19 protein-coding genes, 1 other RNA gene and 1 pseudogene are annotated in these 20,777 nt (G+C 68.3%); 13 read left to right on the forward strand and 8 right to left on the reverse strand.

Annotated elements, in window-relative coordinates:
* The first annotated feature begins 61 nt into the window (after positions 1–61).
* Together ffs and nadE are read left to right on the forward strand one after the other, a co-directional pair.
* An RNA gene (gene ffs, locus ACLJOO_RS20675) (signal recognition particle sRNA small type) lies at positions 62–158 on the forward strand.
* A gap of 44 nt (positions 159–202) precedes the next feature.
* Positions 203–1,021: an ammonia-dependent NAD(+) synthetase gene (gene nadE / locus ACLJOO_RS20680; protein ID WP_410788845.1), complete on the forward strand. Its 819-nt coding sequence runs from the start codon at positions 203–205 to the stop codon at positions 1,019–1,021.
* Here nadE and ACLJOO_RS20685 read toward each other — a convergent pair.
* The 3 genes from ACLJOO_RS20685 to ACLJOO_RS20695 are packed head-to-tail and all read right to left on the reverse strand — an operon-like array spanning position 1,014 to position 2,771.
* Entirely contained in the window at positions 1,014–1,862 is an 849-nt protein-coding gene (locus ACLJOO_RS20685) for an alpha/beta fold hydrolase (RefSeq protein WP_410788846.1), read from the reverse strand. The genes nadE and ACLJOO_RS20685 overlap by 8 nt on opposite strands.
* 25 nt (positions 1,863–1,887) lie before the next feature.
* Positions 1,888–2,292, reverse strand: coding sequence for an SRPBCC family protein (locus ACLJOO_RS20690; RefSeq protein ID WP_410788847.1), 405 nt, complete (start codon positions 2,290–2,292; stop codon positions 1,888–1,890).
* 2 nt (positions 2,293–2,294) lie between these two features.
* Complete coding sequence (locus ACLJOO_RS20695; protein ID WP_130386907.1) at positions 2,295–2,771, reverse strand: MarR family winged helix-turn-helix transcriptional regulator; 477 nt, start codon at positions 2,769–2,771, stop codon at positions 2,295–2,297.
* Between the two features lie 163 nt (positions 2,772–2,934).
* On the opposite strand from ACLJOO_RS20695, the gene ACLJOO_RS20700 reads away from it, so the two are divergent.
* Complete coding sequence (locus ACLJOO_RS20700) at positions 2,935–4,560, forward strand: long-chain fatty acid--CoA ligase (protein ID WP_410788848.1); 1,626 nt, start codon at positions 2,935–2,937, stop codon at positions 4,558–4,560.
* A 6-nt stretch (positions 4,561–4,566) separates the two neighbouring features.
* Here the strand turns inward: ACLJOO_RS20700 and ACLJOO_RS20705 are convergent, their stop codons facing one another.
* Positions 4,567–5,382 (reverse strand): aminoglycoside 6-adenylyltransferase, encoded by an 816-nt coding sequence (locus ACLJOO_RS20705; protein ID WP_410788850.1) that lies wholly within the window; start codon positions 5,380–5,382, stop codon positions 4,567–4,569.
* Between the two features lie 70 nt (positions 5,383–5,452).
* On the opposite strand from ACLJOO_RS20705, the pseudogene ACLJOO_RS20710 reads away from it, so the two are divergent.
* The 5 genes and pseudogenes from ACLJOO_RS20710 to ACLJOO_RS20730 form a co-directional block, all read left to right on the forward strand.
* A pseudogene (locus ACLJOO_RS20710) lies at positions 5,453–7,414 on the forward strand (DNA polymerase III subunit gamma and tau); the annotation flags it as partial.
* Between the two features lie 1,071 nt (positions 7,415–8,485).
* A complete protein-coding gene (locus ACLJOO_RS20715; protein ID WP_410788851.1) occupies positions 8,486–9,049 on the forward strand; it encodes a YbaB/EbfC family nucleoid-associated protein in 564 nt (187 codons plus the stop codon).
* A gap of 1 nt (position 9,050) precedes the next feature.
* Positions 9,051–9,650, forward strand: coding sequence for a recombination mediator RecR (gene recR, locus ACLJOO_RS20720; protein ID WP_410788852.1), 600 nt, complete (start codon positions 9,051–9,053; stop codon positions 9,648–9,650).
* Positions 9,643–10,287 carry a DUF5063 domain-containing protein gene (locus tag ACLJOO_RS20725; protein ID WP_410788853.1) on the forward strand — a complete coding sequence of 215 codons (645 nt, stop codon included), beginning with the start codon at positions 9,643–9,645 and terminating at the stop codon, positions 10,285–10,287. Before recR ends, ACLJOO_RS20725 begins: the two co-directional genes overlap by 8 nt.
* Before the next feature lie 4 nt (positions 10,288–10,291).
* Positions 10,292–10,939 (forward strand): hypothetical protein, encoded by a 648-nt coding sequence (locus tag ACLJOO_RS20730; RefSeq protein WP_410788854.1) that lies wholly within the window; start codon positions 10,292–10,294, stop codon positions 10,937–10,939.
* Positions 10,940–11,100: 161 nt separating this feature from the next.
* Here the strand turns inward: ACLJOO_RS20730 and dinB are convergent, their stop codons facing one another.
* Complete coding sequence (dinB, locus tag ACLJOO_RS20735; RefSeq protein ID WP_410788855.1) at positions 11,101–12,303, reverse strand: DNA polymerase IV; 1,203 nt, start codon at positions 12,301–12,303, stop codon at positions 11,101–11,103.
* 91 nt (positions 12,304–12,394) lie between these two features.
* On the opposite strand from dinB, the gene ACLJOO_RS20740 reads away from it, so the two are divergent.
* Positions 12,395–13,606, forward strand: a complete 1,212-nt coding sequence (locus tag ACLJOO_RS20740; protein ID WP_410788857.1) for an MFS transporter — start codon at positions 12,395–12,397, stop codon at positions 13,604–13,606.
* Here ACLJOO_RS20740 and ACLJOO_RS20745 read toward each other — a convergent pair.
* Positions 13,489–14,076 (reverse strand): dihydrofolate reductase family protein, encoded by a 588-nt coding sequence (locus ACLJOO_RS20745; RefSeq protein WP_410788858.1) that lies wholly within the window; start codon positions 14,074–14,076, stop codon positions 13,489–13,491. The genes ACLJOO_RS20740 and ACLJOO_RS20745 overlap by 118 nt on opposite strands.
* A gap of 30 nt (positions 14,077–14,106) precedes the next feature.
* Positions 14,107–14,427, reverse strand: a complete 321-nt coding sequence (locus ACLJOO_RS20750) for an ArsR/SmtB family transcription factor (RefSeq protein ID WP_410788860.1) — start codon at positions 14,425–14,427, stop codon at positions 14,107–14,109.
* A 161-nt stretch (positions 14,428–14,588) separates the two neighbouring features.
* Between ACLJOO_RS20750 and ACLJOO_RS20755 the strand changes: the two genes are divergently transcribed.
* Together ACLJOO_RS20755 and ACLJOO_RS20760 are read left to right on the forward strand one after the other, a co-directional pair.
* Positions 14,589–15,857: an aspartate kinase gene (locus ACLJOO_RS20755; protein ID WP_131292797.1), complete on the forward strand. Its 1,269-nt coding sequence runs from the start codon at positions 14,589–14,591 to the stop codon at positions 15,855–15,857.
* Entirely contained in the window at positions 15,854–16,960 is a 1,107-nt protein-coding gene (locus tag ACLJOO_RS20760) for an aspartate-semialdehyde dehydrogenase (RefSeq protein ID WP_410788861.1), read from the forward strand. The genes ACLJOO_RS20755 and ACLJOO_RS20760 overlap by 4 nt, the downstream gene beginning before the upstream one ends.
* 6 nt (positions 16,961–16,966) lie before the next feature.
* Here ACLJOO_RS20760 and ACLJOO_RS20765 read toward each other — a convergent pair whose 3' ends face one another.
* Complete coding sequence (locus tag ACLJOO_RS20765; RefSeq protein WP_410788862.1) at positions 16,967–17,956, reverse strand: helix-turn-helix domain-containing protein; 990 nt, start codon at positions 17,954–17,956, stop codon at positions 16,967–16,969.
* Between the two features lie 1,149 nt (positions 17,957–19,105).
* Here ACLJOO_RS20765 and ACLJOO_RS20770 point away from each other — a divergent pair.
* Both ACLJOO_RS20770 and ACLJOO_RS20775 read left to right on the forward strand, forming a co-directional pair.
* Positions 19,106–19,972: an ABC transporter permease gene (locus ACLJOO_RS20770; RefSeq protein WP_410788863.1), complete on the forward strand. Its 867-nt coding sequence runs from the start codon at positions 19,106–19,108 to the stop codon at positions 19,970–19,972.
* Positions 19,973–19,988: 16 nt separating this feature from the next.
* Positions 19,989–20,777, forward strand: coding sequence for an ABC transporter ATP-binding protein (locus ACLJOO_RS20775; RefSeq protein WP_130386923.1), 789 nt, complete (start codon positions 19,989–19,991; stop codon positions 20,775–20,777).

Below are 20,777 nucleotides of genomic sequence, written 5' to 3' on the forward strand. Positions count from 1 at the left end.
CAGAGGCCGGCGAATTCGCCGGTGGATTTCGGACGTGGTGATGGGATCCCGTACACTCGTGGCTGGTTCCCCGCGTGGCGGTATCTCGCCCAATCCCCCCAGGGCCGGAAGGCAGCAAGGGTAAGTGAGCTCTTCCGGGTGCGCGGGGAATCCTTATGTCCGGGCACTGTTTAGGCTTGTCCTCCCGAGACAGAGGAGCCCGATGAACCCCGAGAGCCGTTACCTGCAGGAACTGATCATCGCGGAGCTCGGTGTGCCCGCGGCGTTCGACGTGGACAACGAGGTCGAGCAGCGAGTCGAGTTCCTCGCGGAGCGGCTCCGGCGGACCGGCGCGACGGCGTACGTGCTCGGGATCAGCGGCGGCGTCGACTCCGCCACGGCGGGCCGCCTCTGCCAGCTCGCGGTGGAGCGGGTCCGGTCGGAGGGCGGTCTGGCGACGTTCGTCGCGATGCGGCTGCCGTACGGCGTGCAGGCCGACGAGGCGGACGCCCAGCGCTCGCTCGAGTTCATCAAGCCCGACGAGACCCTGGTGGTCGACGTGCAGCCGGCCACCGACGCCATGGTCGAGGCGGTGCGGCACTCCGGCCTCGGCGAGCGTGAGGACTTCCACGTCGGCAACATCAAGGCTCGTCAGCGCATGGTCGCGCAGTACCTCGTGGCCGGTGCCCGCGGCGGTCTGGTGGTCGGCACGGACCACGCGGCGGAGGCGGTGATGGGCTTCTTCACCAAGTACGGCGACGGCGCGTGCGACCTGACGCCGCTGTCCGGGCTCTCCAAGCGCCGCGTCCGCGCGGTCGGCGAGTGGCTCGGCGCGTCACCCGAGATCACCGGCAAGGTGCCCACCGCGGACCTCGAGACGAACAACCCGGGCGTCCCGGACGAGGCCGTGCTGGGCGTGACGTACGACGAGATCGACGACTTCCTCGAGGGCCGCGACGTGGACGAGAAGGCCGTCGGCACGATCATCGCGACGCACCGCCGTACGGCCCACAAACGAGCCGTCCCCCTCGCCTTCAGCTGAGGAACTCGGTCACCAGTCGAGCGAAGAGGTCCGCCTGCTCGGCATGCAGGAAGTGCCCGGCGCCGGTCGCGTAGTAATAGGTGCCGTCCGGTACGTCGGAACGGAACAGCTCGATCTCCCGCGGGCTCGTGGCCGGGTCGTGCTCGCCCTTGATCAGGAGCGCCGGCTGCGTCAGCTGAGCGAGGTACTGCAGGAGGGGCTCGACGAAGCTGGGTGACTTGGTGATCTCTCCGGAGAAGTGACCGGAGCGCTCGTGGTACTCGTCAGAGAGCTCAGTGTCGGCGGGTAGTTGCAGGTTCTGAGCGTCCGGGCCGAGGTAGATCTCCATGCGCCGGTCGCCGAGCTGTGAGAGCAGTGCGATCCGCTCGTCCCACATCTGCTTGGTTGCCGGACCGGTGTGCGGCGGGAGCTCGGCTCCCGGGAGCAGGGGCAGTGCGGCGCGGACGAGGGTCTCGGTGGCGAGTGCCATGTCCCAGGCGGGGTTCTCGAAGACGACCCGGGTGATCGAGTCCGGGTGCATGACGGCGTACCGGAGCGCCAGCCGGCCGCCGTACGAATGACCGAGCAGCGACCACTGCTCGATGCCGAGCTGCTCGCGCAGTGCCTCGAAGTCGGCGATCAGGTCGTGTTCGTCGACCGGACCGGTGAGTGGGTCGGACCGCTGCACGCCGCGCTGGTCCACACCGATCAGGTGGAAGTCGTGGGCGAGCCGGTCGCCCTGGAACGCCATGAAGTCGTACGAGCCCGCCCCGGGGCCGCCGTGGACGAAGAGCAGTGGCGGCGCGTCGGTGCGGCCGCGCTGGTCGACGTACAGCCTGGTGTCGCGGACCTCCGTCAGCATGACCGGAGCGTAGTGCGTGCCTGGTTCAGGCGGTGTGGGCGAGCTGCAGCTGGCGGACGCGGTTGGCGAGGCGGGCCAGGCGGATGGTGGCGATGTTCCGGTACGCCGGGCGGAGGACGGTGGCGAGCGGGCCGGACTGCTCGAACGTGTGGGTGACGCGGCTGTCCGCCCCGATGGTCCACGTGCCGACCTCACGGAAGCCGGGGACCTGCCAGACGATCTCGACGCGGTCCGCCTCGACCACGGTGTATTGCAGCTCGCCGGAGAGGCCCGGCCGCACGCGGAGCGCGTAGCGGGTCCCTGGGTTCGTCTCGCGGGGGCCGTCGATGGCGAGGAAGGCCTCGTTCCACTCCGGCAGGCCCAGGGCGTCCAGCAGCACCTGCCGGATCGCTGCCTGGCCGGCGTGGATGGTCTCGGTGGCGTGTTCCATGACTAGTTCTCCTGGTGGGCGAGTGCGGGACCCCGACGACGGGCCAGGGCAGCCCCGGTCGGGAAGGCGTCGGCTAGCGACCGCAGGGTCGAGATCGTCTCGTCGAGCGCCTGGCCGGCGAGACGATCGTCCATGGTGCGGTGCAGCCTGTTCTCCGCGGTGATGATGCGGCGGTGCAGCGCGCGGCCCTGCGGAGTCAGGCTGAGCGCGAGATAACGCCGGTCGATCTTGTCGATGCCTCGTTTGACCAGGCCCTGCGCGACGAGCCGGTCGACGAGACGGCTCGGGCTGTTGCCGGTCTCGCAGACCAGCAGCCCGCCGAGAGCGTTGAGCGTCAGTGGGCCGTGGTCGCGGAGCACGCGCAGAACCTCTGCCTGGGAAGGCGTGATGCCGAGCGGGCGCAGCTCCGCGGCGAGCAGGCGGTTGCCCTCACGCTGGATCGCCAGCACGAGATAACGAAGCTCCTCGACAACCTTCATGGCAGATATATTACACGACACGTGTGTCATGTCATCTGTTGGTCGTGAGTGTCTAGCTGACTGTTGCCTGAGGCGACGGTTCCGGAAGAGTTCCGGATGAGTGCCGGAGAAAGTCCGGTTGAGGTCATGGTCAAGGTGACATCGCGGCTGGCACAGTGTCTGCATGAAGGGTCTGATGCAGAATTACCAGCTGTCCCTGGACACGATCTTCCGGCGAGCGGAGCAGTTCTACCCGGACAAGACCGTCTACACAGGCGGTCCGGCGCCGACGAAGGTGACGTACGGCGAGTGGGCGGACCGGACCAGACGCCTGGGCGGGGTGCTGGACACGCTCGGGATCAGCCCGGACGGCCGCGTCGCCACCTTCGCGTGGAACTCGGGCCGTCACCTCGAGCTGTACTTCGCGGCGCCCTGCACCGGCCGGGTGCTGCACACGCTGAACATCAGACTCTTCCCCGACCAGGTCGTGTACATCGCGAACCATGCCGAGGACGAGGTCGTGTTCGTCGACCGGTCCCTGCTCGGGCTGTTCCTGCCGTTACTGGAGCGGCTGCCGGAGGTTCGCCATGTCGTCGTGATGGACGACCTGCCATCCGGGGCGCCGTCGGCGGAGATCCCGGACGACCCGCGGTTCCACGACTACGAGGAACTGATAGCCGCGGCCCAGCCGGTGGAGTTCCACGTCGAGGACGAGAACCAGGCGGCCGCGATGTGTTACACGAGCGGTACGACGGGAAACCCGAAGGGCGTCGTCTACTCGCACCGGTCCACCTGGCTGCACTCGATCGGTGTCCTGACCAACGCCGGGATCGGACTCGCCGAGACCGACACCGTGATGCCGGTGGTGCCGATGTTCCACGCGAACGCCTGGGGACTGGCGCATGCGGCGCCGATGGCCGGTGCGTCACTGGTGTTCCCCGGGCCGGACATGAGCCCGCAGGGGATTCTCAAACTGCTCCAGGAGCAGGAGGTCACGCTGTCGGCCGGCGTACCAACGATTTGGCAAGGGCTGCTGCCGCTGCTCGACGGGGTGGAGTTGCCGAAGCTGCGGAGGATTCCGTGCGGTGGGTCCGCCGTACCGGAGGCACTGTCGGAGGCGTTCCGTGCGAAGTTGGGCCGGCCGATCCTGCAGGCGTGGGGGATGACGGAGACCAGCCCGGTGGCGACGGCGGCGCACGTTGCCGCGCGGAACAAGGACCTTCCCGAGGAGGAGCAGGCGCATCTGCGGGCGCGGGCCGGTCTGCCGCTGCCAGGGGTCGAGGTGCGGATCGTGGAGCCCGGTTCGATCACGCCGTTGCCGTGGGACGACGACGTGACGGGCGAGCTGCAGGTGCGCGGGCCGTGGATCGCTGCGGAGTACTACCGGCCGGACGACGGGGTGCAGTTGAACACCGAGGACGGGTGGATGAAGACGGGGGACGTCGCCGCCATCGATCGGTACGGGTCGGTGCGGATCGTTGACCGGACCAAGGACCTGGTGAAGTCCGGCGGTGAGTGGATCAGCTCGGTCGAGCTGGAGAACTTGTTGATGGCGCATCCCGCGGTGAAGGAAGCCGCGGTGATCGGCGTACCGCATCCGAAGTGGGACGAGCGGCCGCTCGCGTGCGTCGTCCTTCAGGAGGGCGCGAGCGCGACAGGCGAGGAGATCCTCGAGTACCTGCAGCCCTTGGTGGCGAAGTGGTGGCTGCCCGACGCGGTCGAGTTCATCGACGAGGTCCCGAAGACGTCAGTCGGCAAGTTCTCGAAGAAAGACCTCCGCAGCCGGTTCGCCAACTACCACTTGCAGTGAAGATGATCAGGCGAAGCTGGTGCCGAAATGGTTCTGGAGGTGGGCGAGGGTTACTTCGACGAATTCGGTAGGCCACTCGCCGCCGGTTCGCTCGGCGAGAGCGGTGCCGCGGGTGATGAACTGGCGGCAGATGTACTGGTTCGCCGCGATGATCTCGGCGGGGTCGGTGCCGGCGGACGGGATGGACTCCAGAGCGGCGCGTTGCTCGTCGGACAGGAACGCGTTCAGGCGCTTGGCGCCGCCGTTTCGGCGTACGCCGCGTTCGGCGAGCATGAGCGCGATGAGCTGGTCGCGTACGACGCCGATGCCCTGGTTGGCGACGATCCGCTCGTTCCGCCCGAGGACCGTGACCAGGTTCCCGAGGAAGTAGAAGAAGAGGTTCACGGTGGCGGCGGGCCAGTATGGCTCCCCGGGCTTGCCGCCCTTCGGCGCGAGATCGCCCTCCGGGAACAGGGTCCCGTCCCGATCGAACAGCACCCGCACGCCGTCGTACTGGAACCGGTCGAACGACCCGAGCGGATGCACGATCAGATCGACGTGCAACCAGTCAGGCGTGATCCCGAGCCAGCCGACCAGCCCTGGTATCCGATCCGCCAGCACAGTCGGCCCGGCGAGCTCCCGCAGTACGTCGTCCCAGTGCTTCTCGAACCACTCGATGCTGTCGTCCGTGACCACCAGATGTACGTCGACATCGCTGAACCGGTCGGCCGCGCCGGTCGCGTAACTGCCGATCAGGTACACCCCGAGGACCCGCTCGTCGCCGCGCAGTACCTCTCCCGCGCGGCTGATCACCGCCTGCTGCCGCTCATCCCCAGTCGCCACCGGACCACCCTAGGACGCGCACCAGGGCGGGGGCGGGGAATTGTCTGCGGGCGGCGCTAGGGTTGCGGGCGTGGAAGCGCCCCTTGCCTTGTACCGCCGGTATCGCCCGGACACGTTCGCGCAAGTGATCGGGCAGGACCATGTCACCGCGCCGCTGCGGAACGCGCTGAGTAACAACCGGGTCAATCACGCCTACCTGTTCTCCGGGCCGCGCGGGTGTGGGAAAACCACCAGCGCGCGGATCCTCGCCCGGGCGATCAACTGTGAGAAGGGACCGATCGCCGAGCCGTGCGGGGTGTGCAAGTCGTGCACCGACCTGGCACGCGGCGGACCCGGCAGCATCGACGTGATCGAGATCGACGCGGCGTCGCACGGTGGTGTTGACGACGCCCGTGACCTGCGCGAGCGGGCGTTCTTCGCGCCGGTCGAAAGCCGCTACAAGATCTACATCATCGACGAGGCGCACATGGTGACCACGCAGGGCTTCAACGCCCTGCTGAAGCTCGTCGAGGAGCCGCCGCCGCACCTCAAGTTCATCTTCGCTACCACCGAGCCCGACAAGGTGATCGGGACGATCCGGTCGCGGACGCACCACTACCCGTTCCGCCTGGTGCCGCCGAAGATCCTCGCGGACTACATGGCGACCCTGTGCCAGTCCGAGGGCGTGTCGATCGAGCCCGCCGCGCTGCCGCTGGTCGTGCGGGCCGGCGCCGGGTCCGTGCGTGACTCGCTGAGCGTGCTCGACCAGTTGATCGGTGGCGCGGGGCCGGCCGGGGTGACGTACGAGCTGGCGGTCGCGCTGCTCGGGTTCACGCCGGACTCGCTGCTCGACGCGTGTGTGGACGGGTTCGCGGCGCATGACAGCGCGGCGGTGTTCGAGACGATCGAGAAGGTCATCGAAACCGGTCAGGACCCGAAGCGGTTCGCCGAGGACCTGTTGCGGCGGCTGCGGGACCTCGTGGTGTTGTCCGCGGTACCTACTGCTGTGACCTCAGGGTTGATCGAGGCTGCGGAGGATCAGGCTGAGCGCCTGCAGACGCAGGCCGCGGGGATCGGTCCGGCGGAGCTGACTCGGGCGGCGGACATCGTCGCCGAGGGTTTGCTGGACATGCGCGGGGCGACCGCTCCTCGGCTGCAGCTCGAGCTGATCTGCGCCAAGGTCCTCCTTCCTGGTGCCGACGACTCCACGAACGGCATCCAGGCCCGCCTCGACCGCATGGAACGCCGCCTCGCCATCGGAGTCCCCGGAGACGCCGCAGCAGCCGGCGCAGGTACGCCGGACTCGGCGCAGGCGGCTGCTGGTACGCCGGGCGCTGTCGCCACAAGCAGAGCAGCTGCCCGAGCAGCCGCAACTGCAGGCAACCGCCCAGACTCACCAGCCGCGGCGGCCACGCCCGCTACCCCAGACGGCGCAGCCGCTCCGGCCAACACGGCTGAACAGCGCAGCACGACTGGCGAGAGCGGTGCGGCTGGCATGGGCGGGGTCGGCGGCGGTGCGGCTGGCGGCGGTGCGGAGCGTGCTGGCGGTGCGGGACAGGCCGGTGGTGCAGGACAGGCCGGGGGTGCAGGGCACGGTGGCGGCGATCAGGCCACCGGGGGGTCAGGTGCGCGTGGTGCTGACTCGGCGGGCGTGTCCGGTGGTGATGCATCTGTGGGTGCTGCGGCTGGTGGTGGCGCGGGCGCGGCGCAGGGTTCTGGTGGTGGAGCGCGTACGGGTGCTTGGGGAGACGAACCAGCTGCACAGGGCAGTTCACCTGCAGAGCCCAGTTCGCATGCACAGCCTGGTTCATCTGCGCAGGCTGGGGCGGCCGGTGGTGGGGCGGGTGCTGGTGGGGTTGGGGCTGTGGGGTTGGGGGATATTCGGCGGTTGTGGCCTGAGGTTTTGGAGGCTGTTAAGGCGCAGCGGCGGTTCGCTTGGATCATGCTGAGTCAGAACGCTCAGGTGATCGCGATCGACGATCAGACGCTCACGCTCGGTCTGGTGAATGCCGGTGCTCGGGAGAGCTTTGCGCGTTCCGGAAGCGACGAGATTCTTCGGCAGGCGATGATCGACACCATCGGCGTCGACCGCCGAGTTGAGGCCGTAGTCGACCCGTCGACCGACCCCGGTGCGGGGGGCGGTGGCTCGGCTGGGCGACCCGGCCCGCAGTCCGGGGGACCTGGTCATTCGGGTAGTTCCGGCCCGCAGCCCGGAGGCTCCGGCGGCCCTGGCGGCGCAGGTCCCAGCGGCCCGGCAGCCGATCCAGGCGACGCAAGCTCGAGCGGTGCCGGTGGTCCAGGTGCAGGCGGTCCGGGTACAGGCGGACTGGGGGCGAGCGGACCCGGTGCGGGCGGACCTGGTGCAGGTGGACCTGGTGCAGCTGGACCGGAGACGGGCGGTCCGGGTGCTGGCGGTCCCGGGGGTCCGGGGACAGGTGGTCCCGGCGTGAGCAGTCCCGGTGCAGGCGGTGTGGGAGCCGGCGGTGTGGGAGCCGGCGGTCTGGGCGCAGGTGGCTCGGGTGTGGGGGCAGTTGGCGGAGCTGGTGCGGGTGGTGCTGATTCGGGAGCGGTTGGGCGTGCTGCTGGGGTGGGTGGCTCGCCGGGTGGGGCGGTTGCTTTGCAGGAGCCGCCTGATTCTGAGTACGACGTACCGCCGGAAGATCCTTGGGAGGACGGGCCGGTGGCACGGCCTGCACGGCAACAGCCGCCCCAGCAGGCGCAGCCGGCTCAGCAGTCTGCGGCGGAGCGGCGGGAGCAGGCGGGGAGTAAGCGTCGGGCGGCTGAGGCTGCGGTAGCCGCTGAGCAGGCGCGGCTGGCGGCGAATGTGGCTGCGGCTGCTCCTGAAGTACCGCTGACGCCTGAGGAGGAGGCGGACTCGATCGGGGAGGACGACGTCGTGCTGGAGGAGGACTCCCGTTCGCACACCGACCTGCTCCGCGAAACCCTCGGCGCCCAGATCATCACCGAAGAGCCCAACTAAGCCCCACCAGAACATCCGAAGAGCCAGCTGAGCCCTGGCCGTCAGGTTTGTCCACAGGGTTGTGGATAACTGTGGGGAGACTGGTCGGTTTCTGGGGGTGGGTGGGGTTGTCCGGAGGACCGGCTAGTGTTGAGGCTCCGGTTGTTGAGCGGTTCGGACGAGGAGATCGCAGTGTTCGACGGTGGCGGTGCTGGGGGCTTCGACATGTCCAACCTGCTCGCGCAGGCACAGGCGATGCAGAACCAGTTGATGGAGGCGCAGGCCGACCTGGAGGGTCAGGAGATCGAAGGATCCGCCGGTGGCGGTCTGGTGACCGCCCTGGTGTCCGGCACGGGCGAGCTGCTCAGCCTGAACATCAAGAAAGAGGCCGTCGACCCGGACGACACCGAGACGCTGGCCGACCTGATCGTCGCCGCGGTGCGGGACGCCTCGGAGAACGCGAAGCAGGCTGCGGCCGCCGCGATGGGACCGCTGGCCGGTGGGCTGGGCGGCGCGTTCGGCGGTGACGGCGGCTTCCCCGGATTTGGCGGTGACGCTCCGGCGGCCCCGGCAGGTTTCGGCCTGCCCGGCTCCCCGCCCGCCGTCGAGGCGGCCGAGCCGACCGACGACCCCGATCAGAACAAGCCGGCCAGTGGCGACAACCGCGGCAGCGTCGGGTTCGTGAACCCGGGGAATCCGGCCGGCGAGCCCGGCCAGAACCCGGGCTGACGTGTACGAGGGGGCCGTTCAGGATCTCATCGACGAGCTGGGGCGGTTGCCCGGTGTGGGTCCGAAGTCCGCGCAGCGGATCGCGTTCTACCTGCTCGCGGCCGACGAGACCGACGTACGGCGGCTCGCGCACGTGCTCGTGCAGGTGAAGGAGAAGGTCAAGTTCTGCGAGATCTGCGGCAACGTCTCCGAGGAGACGCAGTGCCGGATCTGCCGGGACCCGCGCCGCGACCTGAGCCTGATCTGTGTGGTCGAGGAGGCCAAGGACGTGGTCGCGATCGAGCGCACCCGCGAATTCCGCGGCCGGTACCACGTGCTCGGCGGGGCGATCTCGCCGATCGAGGGCATCGGGCCGGACGAGCTGCGGATCAAGGAGCTCATGCAGCGGCTGGCGAGCGGTGAGGTGACCGAGATCATCCTGGCCACCGATCCGAACCTCGAAGGTGAGGCGACCGCGACGTACTTGAGCCGCCTGCTGCGGCCCATGGGGTTGCGCGTCACCCGATTGGCTAGTGGACTTCCAGTAGGCGGTGACCTCGAGTACGCCGACGAGGTGACCCTCGGACGGGCGTTTGAAGGGCGACGATCAATCGATGACTGAACCGACAGATATTGCCGAGCGGGCACTGAGCACGGACTCCGAGGATCTGGAGGAGTTCGCCGAACAGATCGCCGACCAGGTCCGGAGCTTCCTGATCTCGGTCCGCGACATCGCCGCGCAACCGGACGAGGACGGGGTCGACGAGGGCCTCGCCTCGCTGCCGTACCTGCTGCTCGAGGTGAGCCAGTTGCTGCTCGCCGGCGGCCGGCTGGGTGCGTTCGAGGACTTCGTGCCGGAGGAGCGCTTCGAGAGCGACGCCGGCCCGGACCCGGACCTGGACGCGATGCGGGACCGGCTCGCGGTGCTGTTCGAGGGCCTGGACGAGTATGCGGAGGTCTTCGATCCGTACGCCGCTCCGCCGGAGATCACCGTCAACCGGCTCTCCGACGACCTCACCGCGATCGCGACCGACCTGGTGCACGGCCTCGCGCACTACGAGGAGGGCCGGGTCACCGAGGCGCTGTGGTGGTGGCAGTTCTCGTACGTGTCCACGTGGGGTGCTGCTGCGAGCGCCGTACTGCGGGCCATCCAGTCGCTGATCGCGCACGACCGGCTGGAGCCGGCGCACGACGCGGAGACCGAGGCGACCGACCGTGAGCTCGTCGAGGTCGCCGAAGAGGCCGTCCAGCGCCGCTGACGCGATGTCTGTTCTCGAACTGGTTCGGCGGCTGCCCGAGCCGGCGGCCGTACGGCGGGTGAGCCGGGCGCTCGCGGTGCTCGATCTGGTGCTGAACGACGACGCGTCGACCAGGTACTACGAGTTCGACGCGCGCTGGTCCGGGACCGAGGAAGCTGCCCTGATGCGGGACGGGTCGGGGAACGAGTACTCGATCGTGTTCTCGCCGGACGGGGCGTTCGCGTACGGGTTCGATCACGAGTCGCCGATGTCGCCGTACGTGAACGGGATGCAGCCCTGGCCCGGGCTGCTGGACGGCGTACCCGAGGTATTCCACGAGCAGCGGGACGACAAGGCGTTCTGGGATGAGGCGCCGCGGGCGACGGTGTGTTTCTGGCGTACGACGGAAGACGCCGCCTGGCGTTGCGGCCCTGTGGAGAATGCCGACGCCGACGGAGCGGACTGGCTGTTCGAACTGGTCGCGGACGGCCGGCCCGAGGCCTACCTGACGTTCGCCGAGGACTACTACGAACAAGCACTGGACCTGGACGCCGTCCGGCACGTGTACGCGCTGATGCCGCTGACGGAGTACGTCGTCACGTCGCTCAACCGCCAGCGCCGCTTGGCCGATCTCAAAGAAGGCATCGCCGAGATCGGCTACCCGCGGTCTTAGGTGCTGTCTGGTGATCCAGCGCCTACTGCGGGGCACTCGGCACGGCACCTCGCCGCACGGGTGCAAAGGCCACGATGCTCCGCATCGAGACCTTCGCCCCCGCACGCCGATGCACCGCACCGAGCACCTCCTCGCTACGGCGCTGGATCACCAGACAGCACCTAGTCCGGGAGCATCGGCATCTCCAGGCCCTGGGACTTGCCGAGGAGGATGCCTCGGGTGATGGCGTTGGTGCCGAACTTGTCCTTGACCTGGTCGAGGGCGGAGTCGAGTTCGTTGTTGGCGGCCTTGTCGAACGGGAGCGCCAGCTGGAGCGCGGCCTCGTTCTCCAGGTTGCCGACGGAGATGCCGATCATGGTGATGCCCTGGGCGGTGATCAGCGGGTGCGCTGTGCGCAGGAGGGCGCGGGCAGTGACCAGGATCGCGCGCGTCTGATCTGTTGCCTGCGGCAACGTGTGGGAGCGGGTGGCGCGGGTGAAGTCGTCGAAGCGCAGCCGGAGTGTCACCGTCCGGCCGGAGCGGCCCGCCGAGCGCATCCGGCGACTGACCCGATCGACGAGCCCCGCGAGTACGGCGTCCAGCGTGGCCGGAGACTTCGGCGAACGACCCAAAGCCCGTTGCGATCCGATCGACCGGCGCCGTCGGCCCACCTCGATCGGACGCGGGTCCCGGTTGTGCGCGAGTGCGTGCAGCTGCCGCCCGGAGGCCCGCCCGAGCATCGCGACCAGCGCCGCCTCGGGCAGCATCGCGACGTCGCCCACCTTGGTCAGCCCGCGATTCCGCAGCTTCTCCGCCGTCACCTCGCCGACACCCCACAACCGCGAAACATCCAACGGATGCAGGAACTCCAGCTCCCGGTCCGGCGCGACCTCGAGCAGGCCGTCCGGCTTCGCGACCCCGCTCGCCACCTTGGCCAGGAACTTCGTCCGCGCCACCCCGACGGTGATCGGCAGCCCGACCCGCGACAGCACCTCCGAGCGGAGTCGTCGCGCGATCTCCAGCGGCGTACCGCGGATCTTCCGCAGGCCGGCCACATCCAGGAACGCCTCGTCGATCGAGAGCCCTTCGACCAGCGGTGTGGTGTCCTCGAACACGTTGAACACGGCCTTGCTGGCCTCGGAGTACGCCGACATTCGCGGCTCGACCACGATCGCGCCCGGGCAGCGACGCAACGCCTGCCCGCCGTTCATCGCCGTCCGCACGCCGAACGCCTTGGCCTCGTAGCTGCAGGCGAGCACCACGCCGGCGCCGACGATCACCGGCCGGCCGCGCAGGCGCGGGTCATCACGCTGCTCGACCGACGCGTAGAACGCGTCCAGGTCGGCATGCAGGATGGTCGCCGCCTGCAGTTCTGGCACGAACATATGTTCGCATAGACCGTCGACAGTTTGGTGAAGAGGAGATAGGGAGAATTCCCGACGCGGCGGACATCGATGTCAGGAAAGAATGAGCCTTATGGACCTGACGGCGTACCGCGATCTCTGGAAGACCCAAGGCGTGATGGCGCTACTCGCCTCGGCCTTGATCGCGCGGTTGCCGGTGCTGGCGACGATGGTCCCGCTGGCGTTCCTGGCCAAGGACGCGGCCGGCAACTTCGGCTGGGCCGGTGTGGTCGCAGGTGCCTACTCCGTCGGTACGGCGGTCGCGAGCGTCGTCTGGTCCCGTATGGCGGACCGCAAGGGCGCCCGCAAGGTAGTGATCGGCACTGGGATGGCCTGGGGTGTCTGGATGGCAGTACTCGCCCTACTGCCGTACAGCTGGTACCGGCTGCTCCCGGTCGCGGCTGCCCTGGCTGGTGTGTTCGTCGCGCCAGTCACGTCCGCACTGCGCGCCAACTGGCCGCGGATCGTGCACGGCTCCCGCCTCCGTGCGGTCTACTCACTGGACGCCACAGCGCAGGAGCTGCTGTTCGTCTTCGGTCCGATGCTCGGCGCGGTCATGGTCAGTTTCGCGAGTCCACGGGCCGGTCTGCTGGCCTGTGCGGTCACGGCGGCGGCAGCGATCTGGTGGTTCGGTCTGAACCAGCAGTCCGGCGTACCGCACGACGAGGAGGCCGGTCCGCGTCCCACTGCCAGGCAGCTGGTGTTCCATCCGCACCGTACGCCGATCCTGTTCGCCTGGGCGTGTCTGGTGATGGGGTTCGCGTCGATGTCACTCGGCATGGTCGCCGTCGCGGACGAGCACGGGAATCGCTTGATTGCCGGCATTCTCGAGACGGTCGCGGCGGTCGGCAGCGTGACCGGCGGTGTGATCAACGGCGCATTGCCTGGCGGACGTACGTCGGCTGTGTGGCGACGGATGCTGTTGCTCGCCGCACTGGTCGCCGTCTGCATCTTCGTGACGTCGTCCGTGATCGCCCTGGCGATCTGCATGTTCGCCGCCGGCTGCATGATCGCGCCGACGGTCGCCGCGCTCTACGAACGCGTCGGCGCGCTCACCCCGACGTCCGCGCACACAGAGATCTTCGGGTGGACGCAGAGCGGCGGAATGGTTGGCTCGGCCATCGGATCCGCCGTCGCCGGCGCGGTGGTCGAGGCGTTCGGCGTCCGCTACGCGTGGGTCCTGACCGCGGGCCTCACCGTGCTCGCGACCCTGTCCCTGCTCCGGGTTCCACCCCATCGACCGCTCGACACGAGTGCCGTGGACGGCGCCGCGGTCGCGGCGTAGCGCACGCGGTAGTTCGCCTCCAGTACGCCGCCGTCGCGGGCGCACATCGAGATCAGTTGCAAGTGCCTCCGGTCCAGCAGCATGCCGCGGCCGGCGGCGACCGGGTGGATGAGCAAGGAGATCTCGTCGAGCAGGCGCCACCGCAGCAGCGAGCGGACGAGCGTCAGGCTGCCGACCACGCGCAGGTCGTCACCGGGGACGGCCTTGAGAGCGGACAGCACCCGGCGGGTGTCGCCCTGCAGCATCTCGGTGCCGGGGTGCGCGACGACGGGACGGGATCCGACCACGAGGTTCCGGGTGTGTTCGAGACCCTCGAGCGAACCGGCGTACCGCTCGAACGTGCGCCGACCCCACAGCACAGTGCCGTTCTCGGGCATCAGCTGCCCGATCGCCGGACGCGCCAGCCATTGCTCCGGCCGTTCGACGATGCCGTCCTCGGACATGCACAGCCTGGCCACGATGTTCCGCATACCCACTAGATGCAGGTAATGCCTCGAAGGTTATGACCGGCGGCCGCGGTGCAGTTCGGTCTCCAGGGCGTCGAGCCGGTTCGTCCAGAATTTGCGGTACCGGTCCAGCCAGCTGTCGATCTCGCGCAGCGGTTCCGGGTCGACGGCGTACAGACGACGGGTGCCGTCGACGGTCACGGTCGCGAACCCGTTGTCACGCAGCACCCGCAGGTGCTGGGACACCGCCGGCTGGCTGATGCCGAACTCCGCGCCGATCGTGCCGGCGATACTGCCGGCCGGCAGCTGGCCGTCGGCGAGCAGCTCCAGGATCCGGCGCCGGACCGGGTCGCCGAGAATGTCGAACGCGTGCACCGGTACAGTATTTCAGCGAAGACTTATATGGACAAGTGCCGCTGACCGGTTGCTGGTCAGCCGGTAGGCAACGGTCAGGTCACGGCTAGAATGAACCGAACGACTACGCCTGGTGCAACGCCGCACGGCGTACCGCAACCAGTGGTTTGAGGAGAAACACTGTGGGACGCGTCGTACACAAGTACGGCGGTTCTTCGGTCGCCGACGCCGATTGCATCAAGCGCGTGGCCCAACGGATCGTCGCGACAAAGAAGGCCGGGAACGACGTCGTGGTGGTCATCTCCGCCATGGGCGACACCACCGACGAACTGATGGACCTGGCCCAGCAGGTCTCTCCGCTGCCCCCGCCGCGCGAGCTGGACATGCTGCTCACCTCCGGTGAGCGGATCTCCGCCGCGCTGCTGGCGATGGCGATCGCCAACCTGGGGTACGAAGCCCGCAGCTTCACCGGCTCGCAGGCCGGCGTGATCACGACCGCCGCGCACGGCAACGCGCGCATCATCGACATCACGCCGGGCCGGATCGAGGATGCGCTGGGTGAGGGCCACATCGCGATCGTGGCCGGTTTCCAGGGCGTCGCCCAGGACACCAAGGACATCACCACGATGGGCCGCGGCGCCTCCGACACCACCGCGGTCGCGCTGGCCGCCGCGCTGGAGGCCGACTACTGCGAGATCTACACCGACGTGGACGGCATCTTCACCGCGGACCCGCGGATCGTGCCGGCCGCCCAGCAGATCCCGAAGATCTCCTACGAGGAGATGCTCGAGATGGCTGCCTGCGGCGCCAAGGTGCTGCACCTGCGCTGCGTCGAGTACGCGCGGCGTTACAACGTCCCCGTCCATGTGCGTTCCTCCTTCTCGCAGAAGGAAGGCACCTGGGTCGTCGATGCGAAGGAACTGGATCAGATGGAACAGGCGATCATCTCGGGCGTCGTGCAGGACCGCGGCGAGGCCAAGATCACCGTGGTCGGCGTACCCGACAAGCCGGGTGAGGCGGCCCGGATCTTCGAGACGGTCGCCGGTGCCGACACCAACATCGACATGATCGTGCAGAACGTGTCGGCGGTCGCCACGAACCGCACCGACATCTCGTTCACGCTGCCCCGCGCCGACGGCGCCCGGGCGATGTCCGCGCTGGCGCGGATGAAGGACGAGGTCGGCTACGAGCAGTTGCTGTACGACGACCAGATCGGAAAGGTCTCCGTCGTCGGTGTCGGAATGCGCTCGCACCCGGGCGTTTCCGCGAAGTTCTTCTCCGCGCTCGCCGACGCCGGCGTGAACATCGAGATGATCTCCACGTCGGAGATTCGGATCTCGGTCGTCGTGGACGAGAACCTGGTGGACGCCGCCGTGACCGCGGCGCACACCGCATTCGACCTGGACGACGAGCACACCCAGGCTGTCGTGTACGGAGGAACTGGACGGTGACCCCTGTGAGCGCTGTGGAGAACACGATCGAGGACCGGACGGGTCTGCCCTCCCTGGCGGTGGTCGGTGCGACCGGCGCCGTCGGGTCGGTGATGCTGACCTTGCTCTCGACCAGGCAGAACGTCTGGGGCGAGATCCGGCTGATCGCCTCCGAGCGCTCCGCGGGTAAACGGCTGAAGGTCCGCGGCGAGGAGGTCGAGGTGGTCGCGATCAGCGACGCAGCCTTCGACGGGATCGACGTCGCGATGTTCGACGTACCGGACGAGGTGTCGGCGCACTGGGCGCCGATCGCGGCCGCCAAGGGCGCCGTCGTGGTGGACAACTCCGGCGCGTTCCGGATGGATCCCGACGTACCGCTGGTGGTCCCTGAGGTGAACGCCGAGGCGGCCCGGAACCGGCCGAAGGGCATCATCTCCAACCCGAACTGCACGACGCTGTCGATGATCGTCGCGATGGGCGCTCTGCACCACCGCTACGAGCTCGAGCAGCTCGTCGTGGCGTCGTACCAGGCCGCGTCCGGTGCCGGGCAGTCCGGGATCGACACGTTGTACGACCAGCTCGCCAAGGTGGCCGGCAACCGCGAGCTGGGGAGCACGCCGGGCGATGTCCGGCGCCTGGTCGGCAACGACCTCGGCCCGTTCGCGGCTCCGCTGGCGCTGAACGTCGTACCGTGGGCCGGCTCGCTGAAGGACGACGGCTGGTCGTCGGAGGAGCTGAAGGTTCGCAACGAGTCCCGCAAGATCCTCGGCCTGCCGGACCTGAAGGTGTCCGCGACCTGCGTACGGGTCCCGGTCGTCACCACGCACTCGCTGTCGGTGCACGCCCGGTTCGTCCAGGAGGTCGACGCCGACGGCGCCCGTGAGGTACTGCGGGACGCTCCCGGCGTGCTGCTCTTCGACAACCCGGCCGAGGGCGAGTTCCCGACGCCGGCCGACGTGGTCGGCACCGACCCGACCTGGGTCGGCCGGATCCGCAAGTCGCTCGACGACCCGAACGCGCTGGAACTCTTCGTCTGCGGCGACAACCTCCGCAAGGGCGCGGCCCTCAACACCGCCCAGATCGCCGAGGTCGTCGCCAAGGAGTTCATCCCAGCGCAGGCCTGAGAGGCTCTACAACCAGTTCTCGCGGGCGGCGTGGAGGGCTAGTTGGAAGCGGGTGCTGGCGCCGGTGCGGTTCATCAGGCGTTCCAGGTAGCGGAAGAACGTGCGGCGGCTGATGCCGAGGGTGCGGGCGATGGTGTCGTCCGCGGCGCCGGTGGCCAGCAGGGCCAGTAGGCGGCGTTCGATCGGTTCCAGGCGGTCGTCCTCGGCGCCCACCGACGCGTGCAGTGGCAGCGCGTTGCGCCAGCACAGCTCGAACATCCCGATCAGCGCGGACAGCAGGCTGCTCGGCCGGATGATCAGCAGCGATCGGTTCACGTCGGTGTCGCGCGCGGACATCGACACGAACGCGATCGCGCCGTCGATGATCGTCAGCTTCGCCGGTACGTCGGGTAGCACCCGCGCCTGCTCACCGGCCTCCACACAGGGGAGGATGTTCTCGGTCAGGTAGCCCGGCACCTCGACCGACTCCGGCGAGTACACGACCCGGTAGGAGACGCCGCGGCGGAGCTGGTCGATCTCCTCCTGGTTCGGTCCGCCGATGTAGTACGGCGGGGAGTCGATGGCCAGGATCTCGCGCTGTACGCCGCTCTTGATCTGGTGGATCCGCTCGACGATCGCGCTGCCGGTGACGACCTCGATCAGGTGCGTGGTCGACTCGTTGTGCACGGTCCGGCGGAACTCGTCGTACGCGTTCAGGACCTCGATCCGGGCCTGCTTCAGCTCGGACTCGCGGCGCAGCGTCATCGCCTCCAGGCCCGCGTCCGGCGGCACCGGGAGGTAGCGCGAGTGGTCCGAACCGGAGCGCCTCGCCAAGCCGGCCTGCACCAGGCCGCCCAGGGTGGCGTCGATCGAGTGCTCGCGGTCGGGGACCGCCTCACCTAGTTCGGTGATCGACGACGGGCCGGTCCGCAGCAGATGCTGGTAGACCTTGATCTCGTCGTCGTTGAGCCCGAGCACCTTCAAATGGCCGACACGCTCCGTGTCCGTTGTGCTCACTACGCTCCCCTCCCTTCCGGCTGCTGTCACCGTCCGCTACCGCCCCTCCAGCCTAGACGGGGCGATCCAGAGGCGTCGGCACTGAACGTGTCGACGTCAATGCACGCAGCGATATTTGTTGTCCTGTCAGCATTCTTGTGCCGTGTCACCATCTGGCCACCATTTCCGCGCAGTCGTGAGCGAGAATTGAGGTCCAGCAGCCCGGCGACGGACCACCTGAGCGCCGCCGGGCTGCTGTTCCAATTCTGGCCTGAGTTGGCTGTCTCGTCAGCGGAGCCTGTTTCGGTTGGGTCTCGATCCCGGCGCATCGGTGCCCTCGCACTTCCGTGCCATCACTGGCTGTGCTGGAGGGTGTACAAAATGTGGCATCTCCAATCGTGAGGCCGATGAGGAGGAGTGCCCGATGCGACCGGTTCCGCCCTGTGCCGCCGACCGTACCGGTGCCGCCGTCCCCAGCGCCCGCGGGTCCTTGCAGGGATCCCGGCAGGCGCTGTCCTCCTGCGGTCTCCGGTCCGTCCCCACACCTGCTGCGCGCACCTGCCGGCGAACGCAGCACCTCTGGGGACGGACTCGAGGCGCGATGACCGCCGCCCTGGTCATCGTGCTGCCCGATCCGGCGCGGCTGTCCGCTCCCGCCCACTGCGGACGTGCTCCCGGATCGACGGTGGAACCCCAGGGGGTGCTGAAGGGTGCTCCGTGGATGGTGAGGCTGTCCATGGGGAGCGCGGATGTGATGTTGCGTGTCACGTCCGCCGCCCGGCACGCCCCGGCCAGGACGCACTTCCTGGGGTCCCGCCCGTAACACCCGGTCCCGTTGACCTCTCTGGTCACGCGGCCGGTGTGACAGGTCACGTCAACTTCGCGCGGCGGGGTAGCGTCGTACTTCGTGAATTGACCGCGATTTGACTTGGCTGGAAGGCGTTTTGGTCGTCCCCGGCTGTCAAATGTATATTCCGGATAACGATCGGCGAGGGACGACGCAGGTGTTGTGGATGCAGCGGGGTACGACGTTTGGTAGCCGTCCGTACGTCGTTGCTCACTAAGGAGGACCGCTGTGTCGTCGGCGTCCGTGTCGATCCGCTACTCTGCTTCCCGGTCTGCGTCGGCCATCGTGGATCCAACTTTCCGGCAGAGAGAGGCATCGCCTGAATGAACGCGACTAGCGTCGACGAGGAGTTCAACCCGTCGGTGCACGTGTACGAACCACACAAGGTCGGCCTGCCGAAACTGCGCCCGTACTTCAAGGCGCTGTGGCAGCGGCGGGAGTTCGCAGCGGAGATGTCCCGGACCAACATCCGGGCCGCCAACACGAACACCTTCTTCGGCCAGGTGTGGCTGGTGCTGAACCCACTGCTCCTGGCAGCGGTCTACTACCTACTGGTCGACATCATCGCCGGTGGGAGTTCCAAGATCGATGCCGGCGAGCGGTTCGCGCACATGTGCGGCGGCCTCTTCGCCTTCTATTACTTCTCCGGTGCCATGACTGCTGGTGCGGCCAGCGTCGTCGGTGGCGGCAAGCTGCTGATGAACCAGTCGTTCCCGCGGATGCTGTTGCCGTTGTCCGCGGTGCGGACGGCGTTCTTCCGCTTCCTGCCGACCCTGGGCGTCTACCTGGTCATCCACTTGGCGATGCGGCAGCCCTTCCACTGGGCGATGCTGCTGGCCCCGGTGTTCCTGATCATGCTGACGGTCTTCGCCGCCGGCATGGGCATGATCTTCGCGGCCCTGCAGGTGTACTTCCGGGACACGACCAGCTTCCTGCCGTACTTCGTGCGGATCTGGCTGTACCTGTCACCGGTGCTGTGGTTCGCCGAGCAGGCCCCGGCGAAGTTCAAGGGCTTCATCCAGTACAACCCGCTGTACCCCCTGATCGGCGGTTGGGCCGACCTGCTGGTCCGCGGCGACATCCCGAAGTGGCAGATGTGGGCCGGCGGTGGGTTCTGGGCGATCGTCGCCTTCGTGATCGGCTCGCTGTTCTTCATGTCGAGGGAGCGTGAGTTCGTTGTCCGTCTCTGACACTGAGAAGAAGCCGATGCAGAAGAGCCCTTCGGACATTCCGGCCGTCAAGGTGCAGGACGTGTCCATCACCTACCGGACCACGTTCGAGCGGGTGCCGACGTTCAAGAGCGCCCTGGTGCGTTTCGGTCGCGGCGAGCGGGCGGTCCGTGAGGTCAAGGCCGTCCAGAACGTCTCGTTCGACGTCAACCACGGGACCACGATCGGCATCATCGGCGCGAACGGCGCCGGCAAGTCGACGCTGATGCGCGCGGTCGCCGGCATCCTGCCGCCGACCTCGGGCCGGATCGAGGTGCACGGCCGGGTCTCCACGCTGCTGTCGCTGGGCGTCGGCTTCAACGCCGCCCTGTCCGGCAAGGAGAACGTGGTCCTCGGTGGACTCGCGGCGGGTCTGAGCCGCAAGGAGATCGAGGCGCGGTACGAGGAGATCGCGGAGTTCGCCGAGCTCGGTGACTTCATGGAGATGCCGATGCGGACGTACTCGTCCGGCATGTTCAGCCGGTTGGCGTTCTCCGTCGCGGTGCACATGGATCCGGACATCCTGCTGATCGACGAGGCGCTGTCCGCCGGTGACGCGTCGTTCAAGACCAAGGCCGCGGCCAAGATGTCGGAACTCGTCACCAACAGCCGGACGATGTTCCTGGTCAGCCACGCGATGAGCAGCGTCCGCGAGCTGTGCAACGACTGCATCTGGCTGCACAAGGGCAAGCTGATGATGCGCGGCGAGCCGAACGAGGTCATCCAGGCCTACACGAAGTTCCTGCAGGTCGGCGAAGCAGAAGCTGTCTCACTCGAGGACCTCTGA

Origin of the sequence: Kribbella sp. C-35 (assembly GCF_046549195.1) — a bacterium.
Lineage (GTDB): Bacteria > Actinomycetota > Actinomycetes > Propionibacteriales > Kribbellaceae > Kribbella.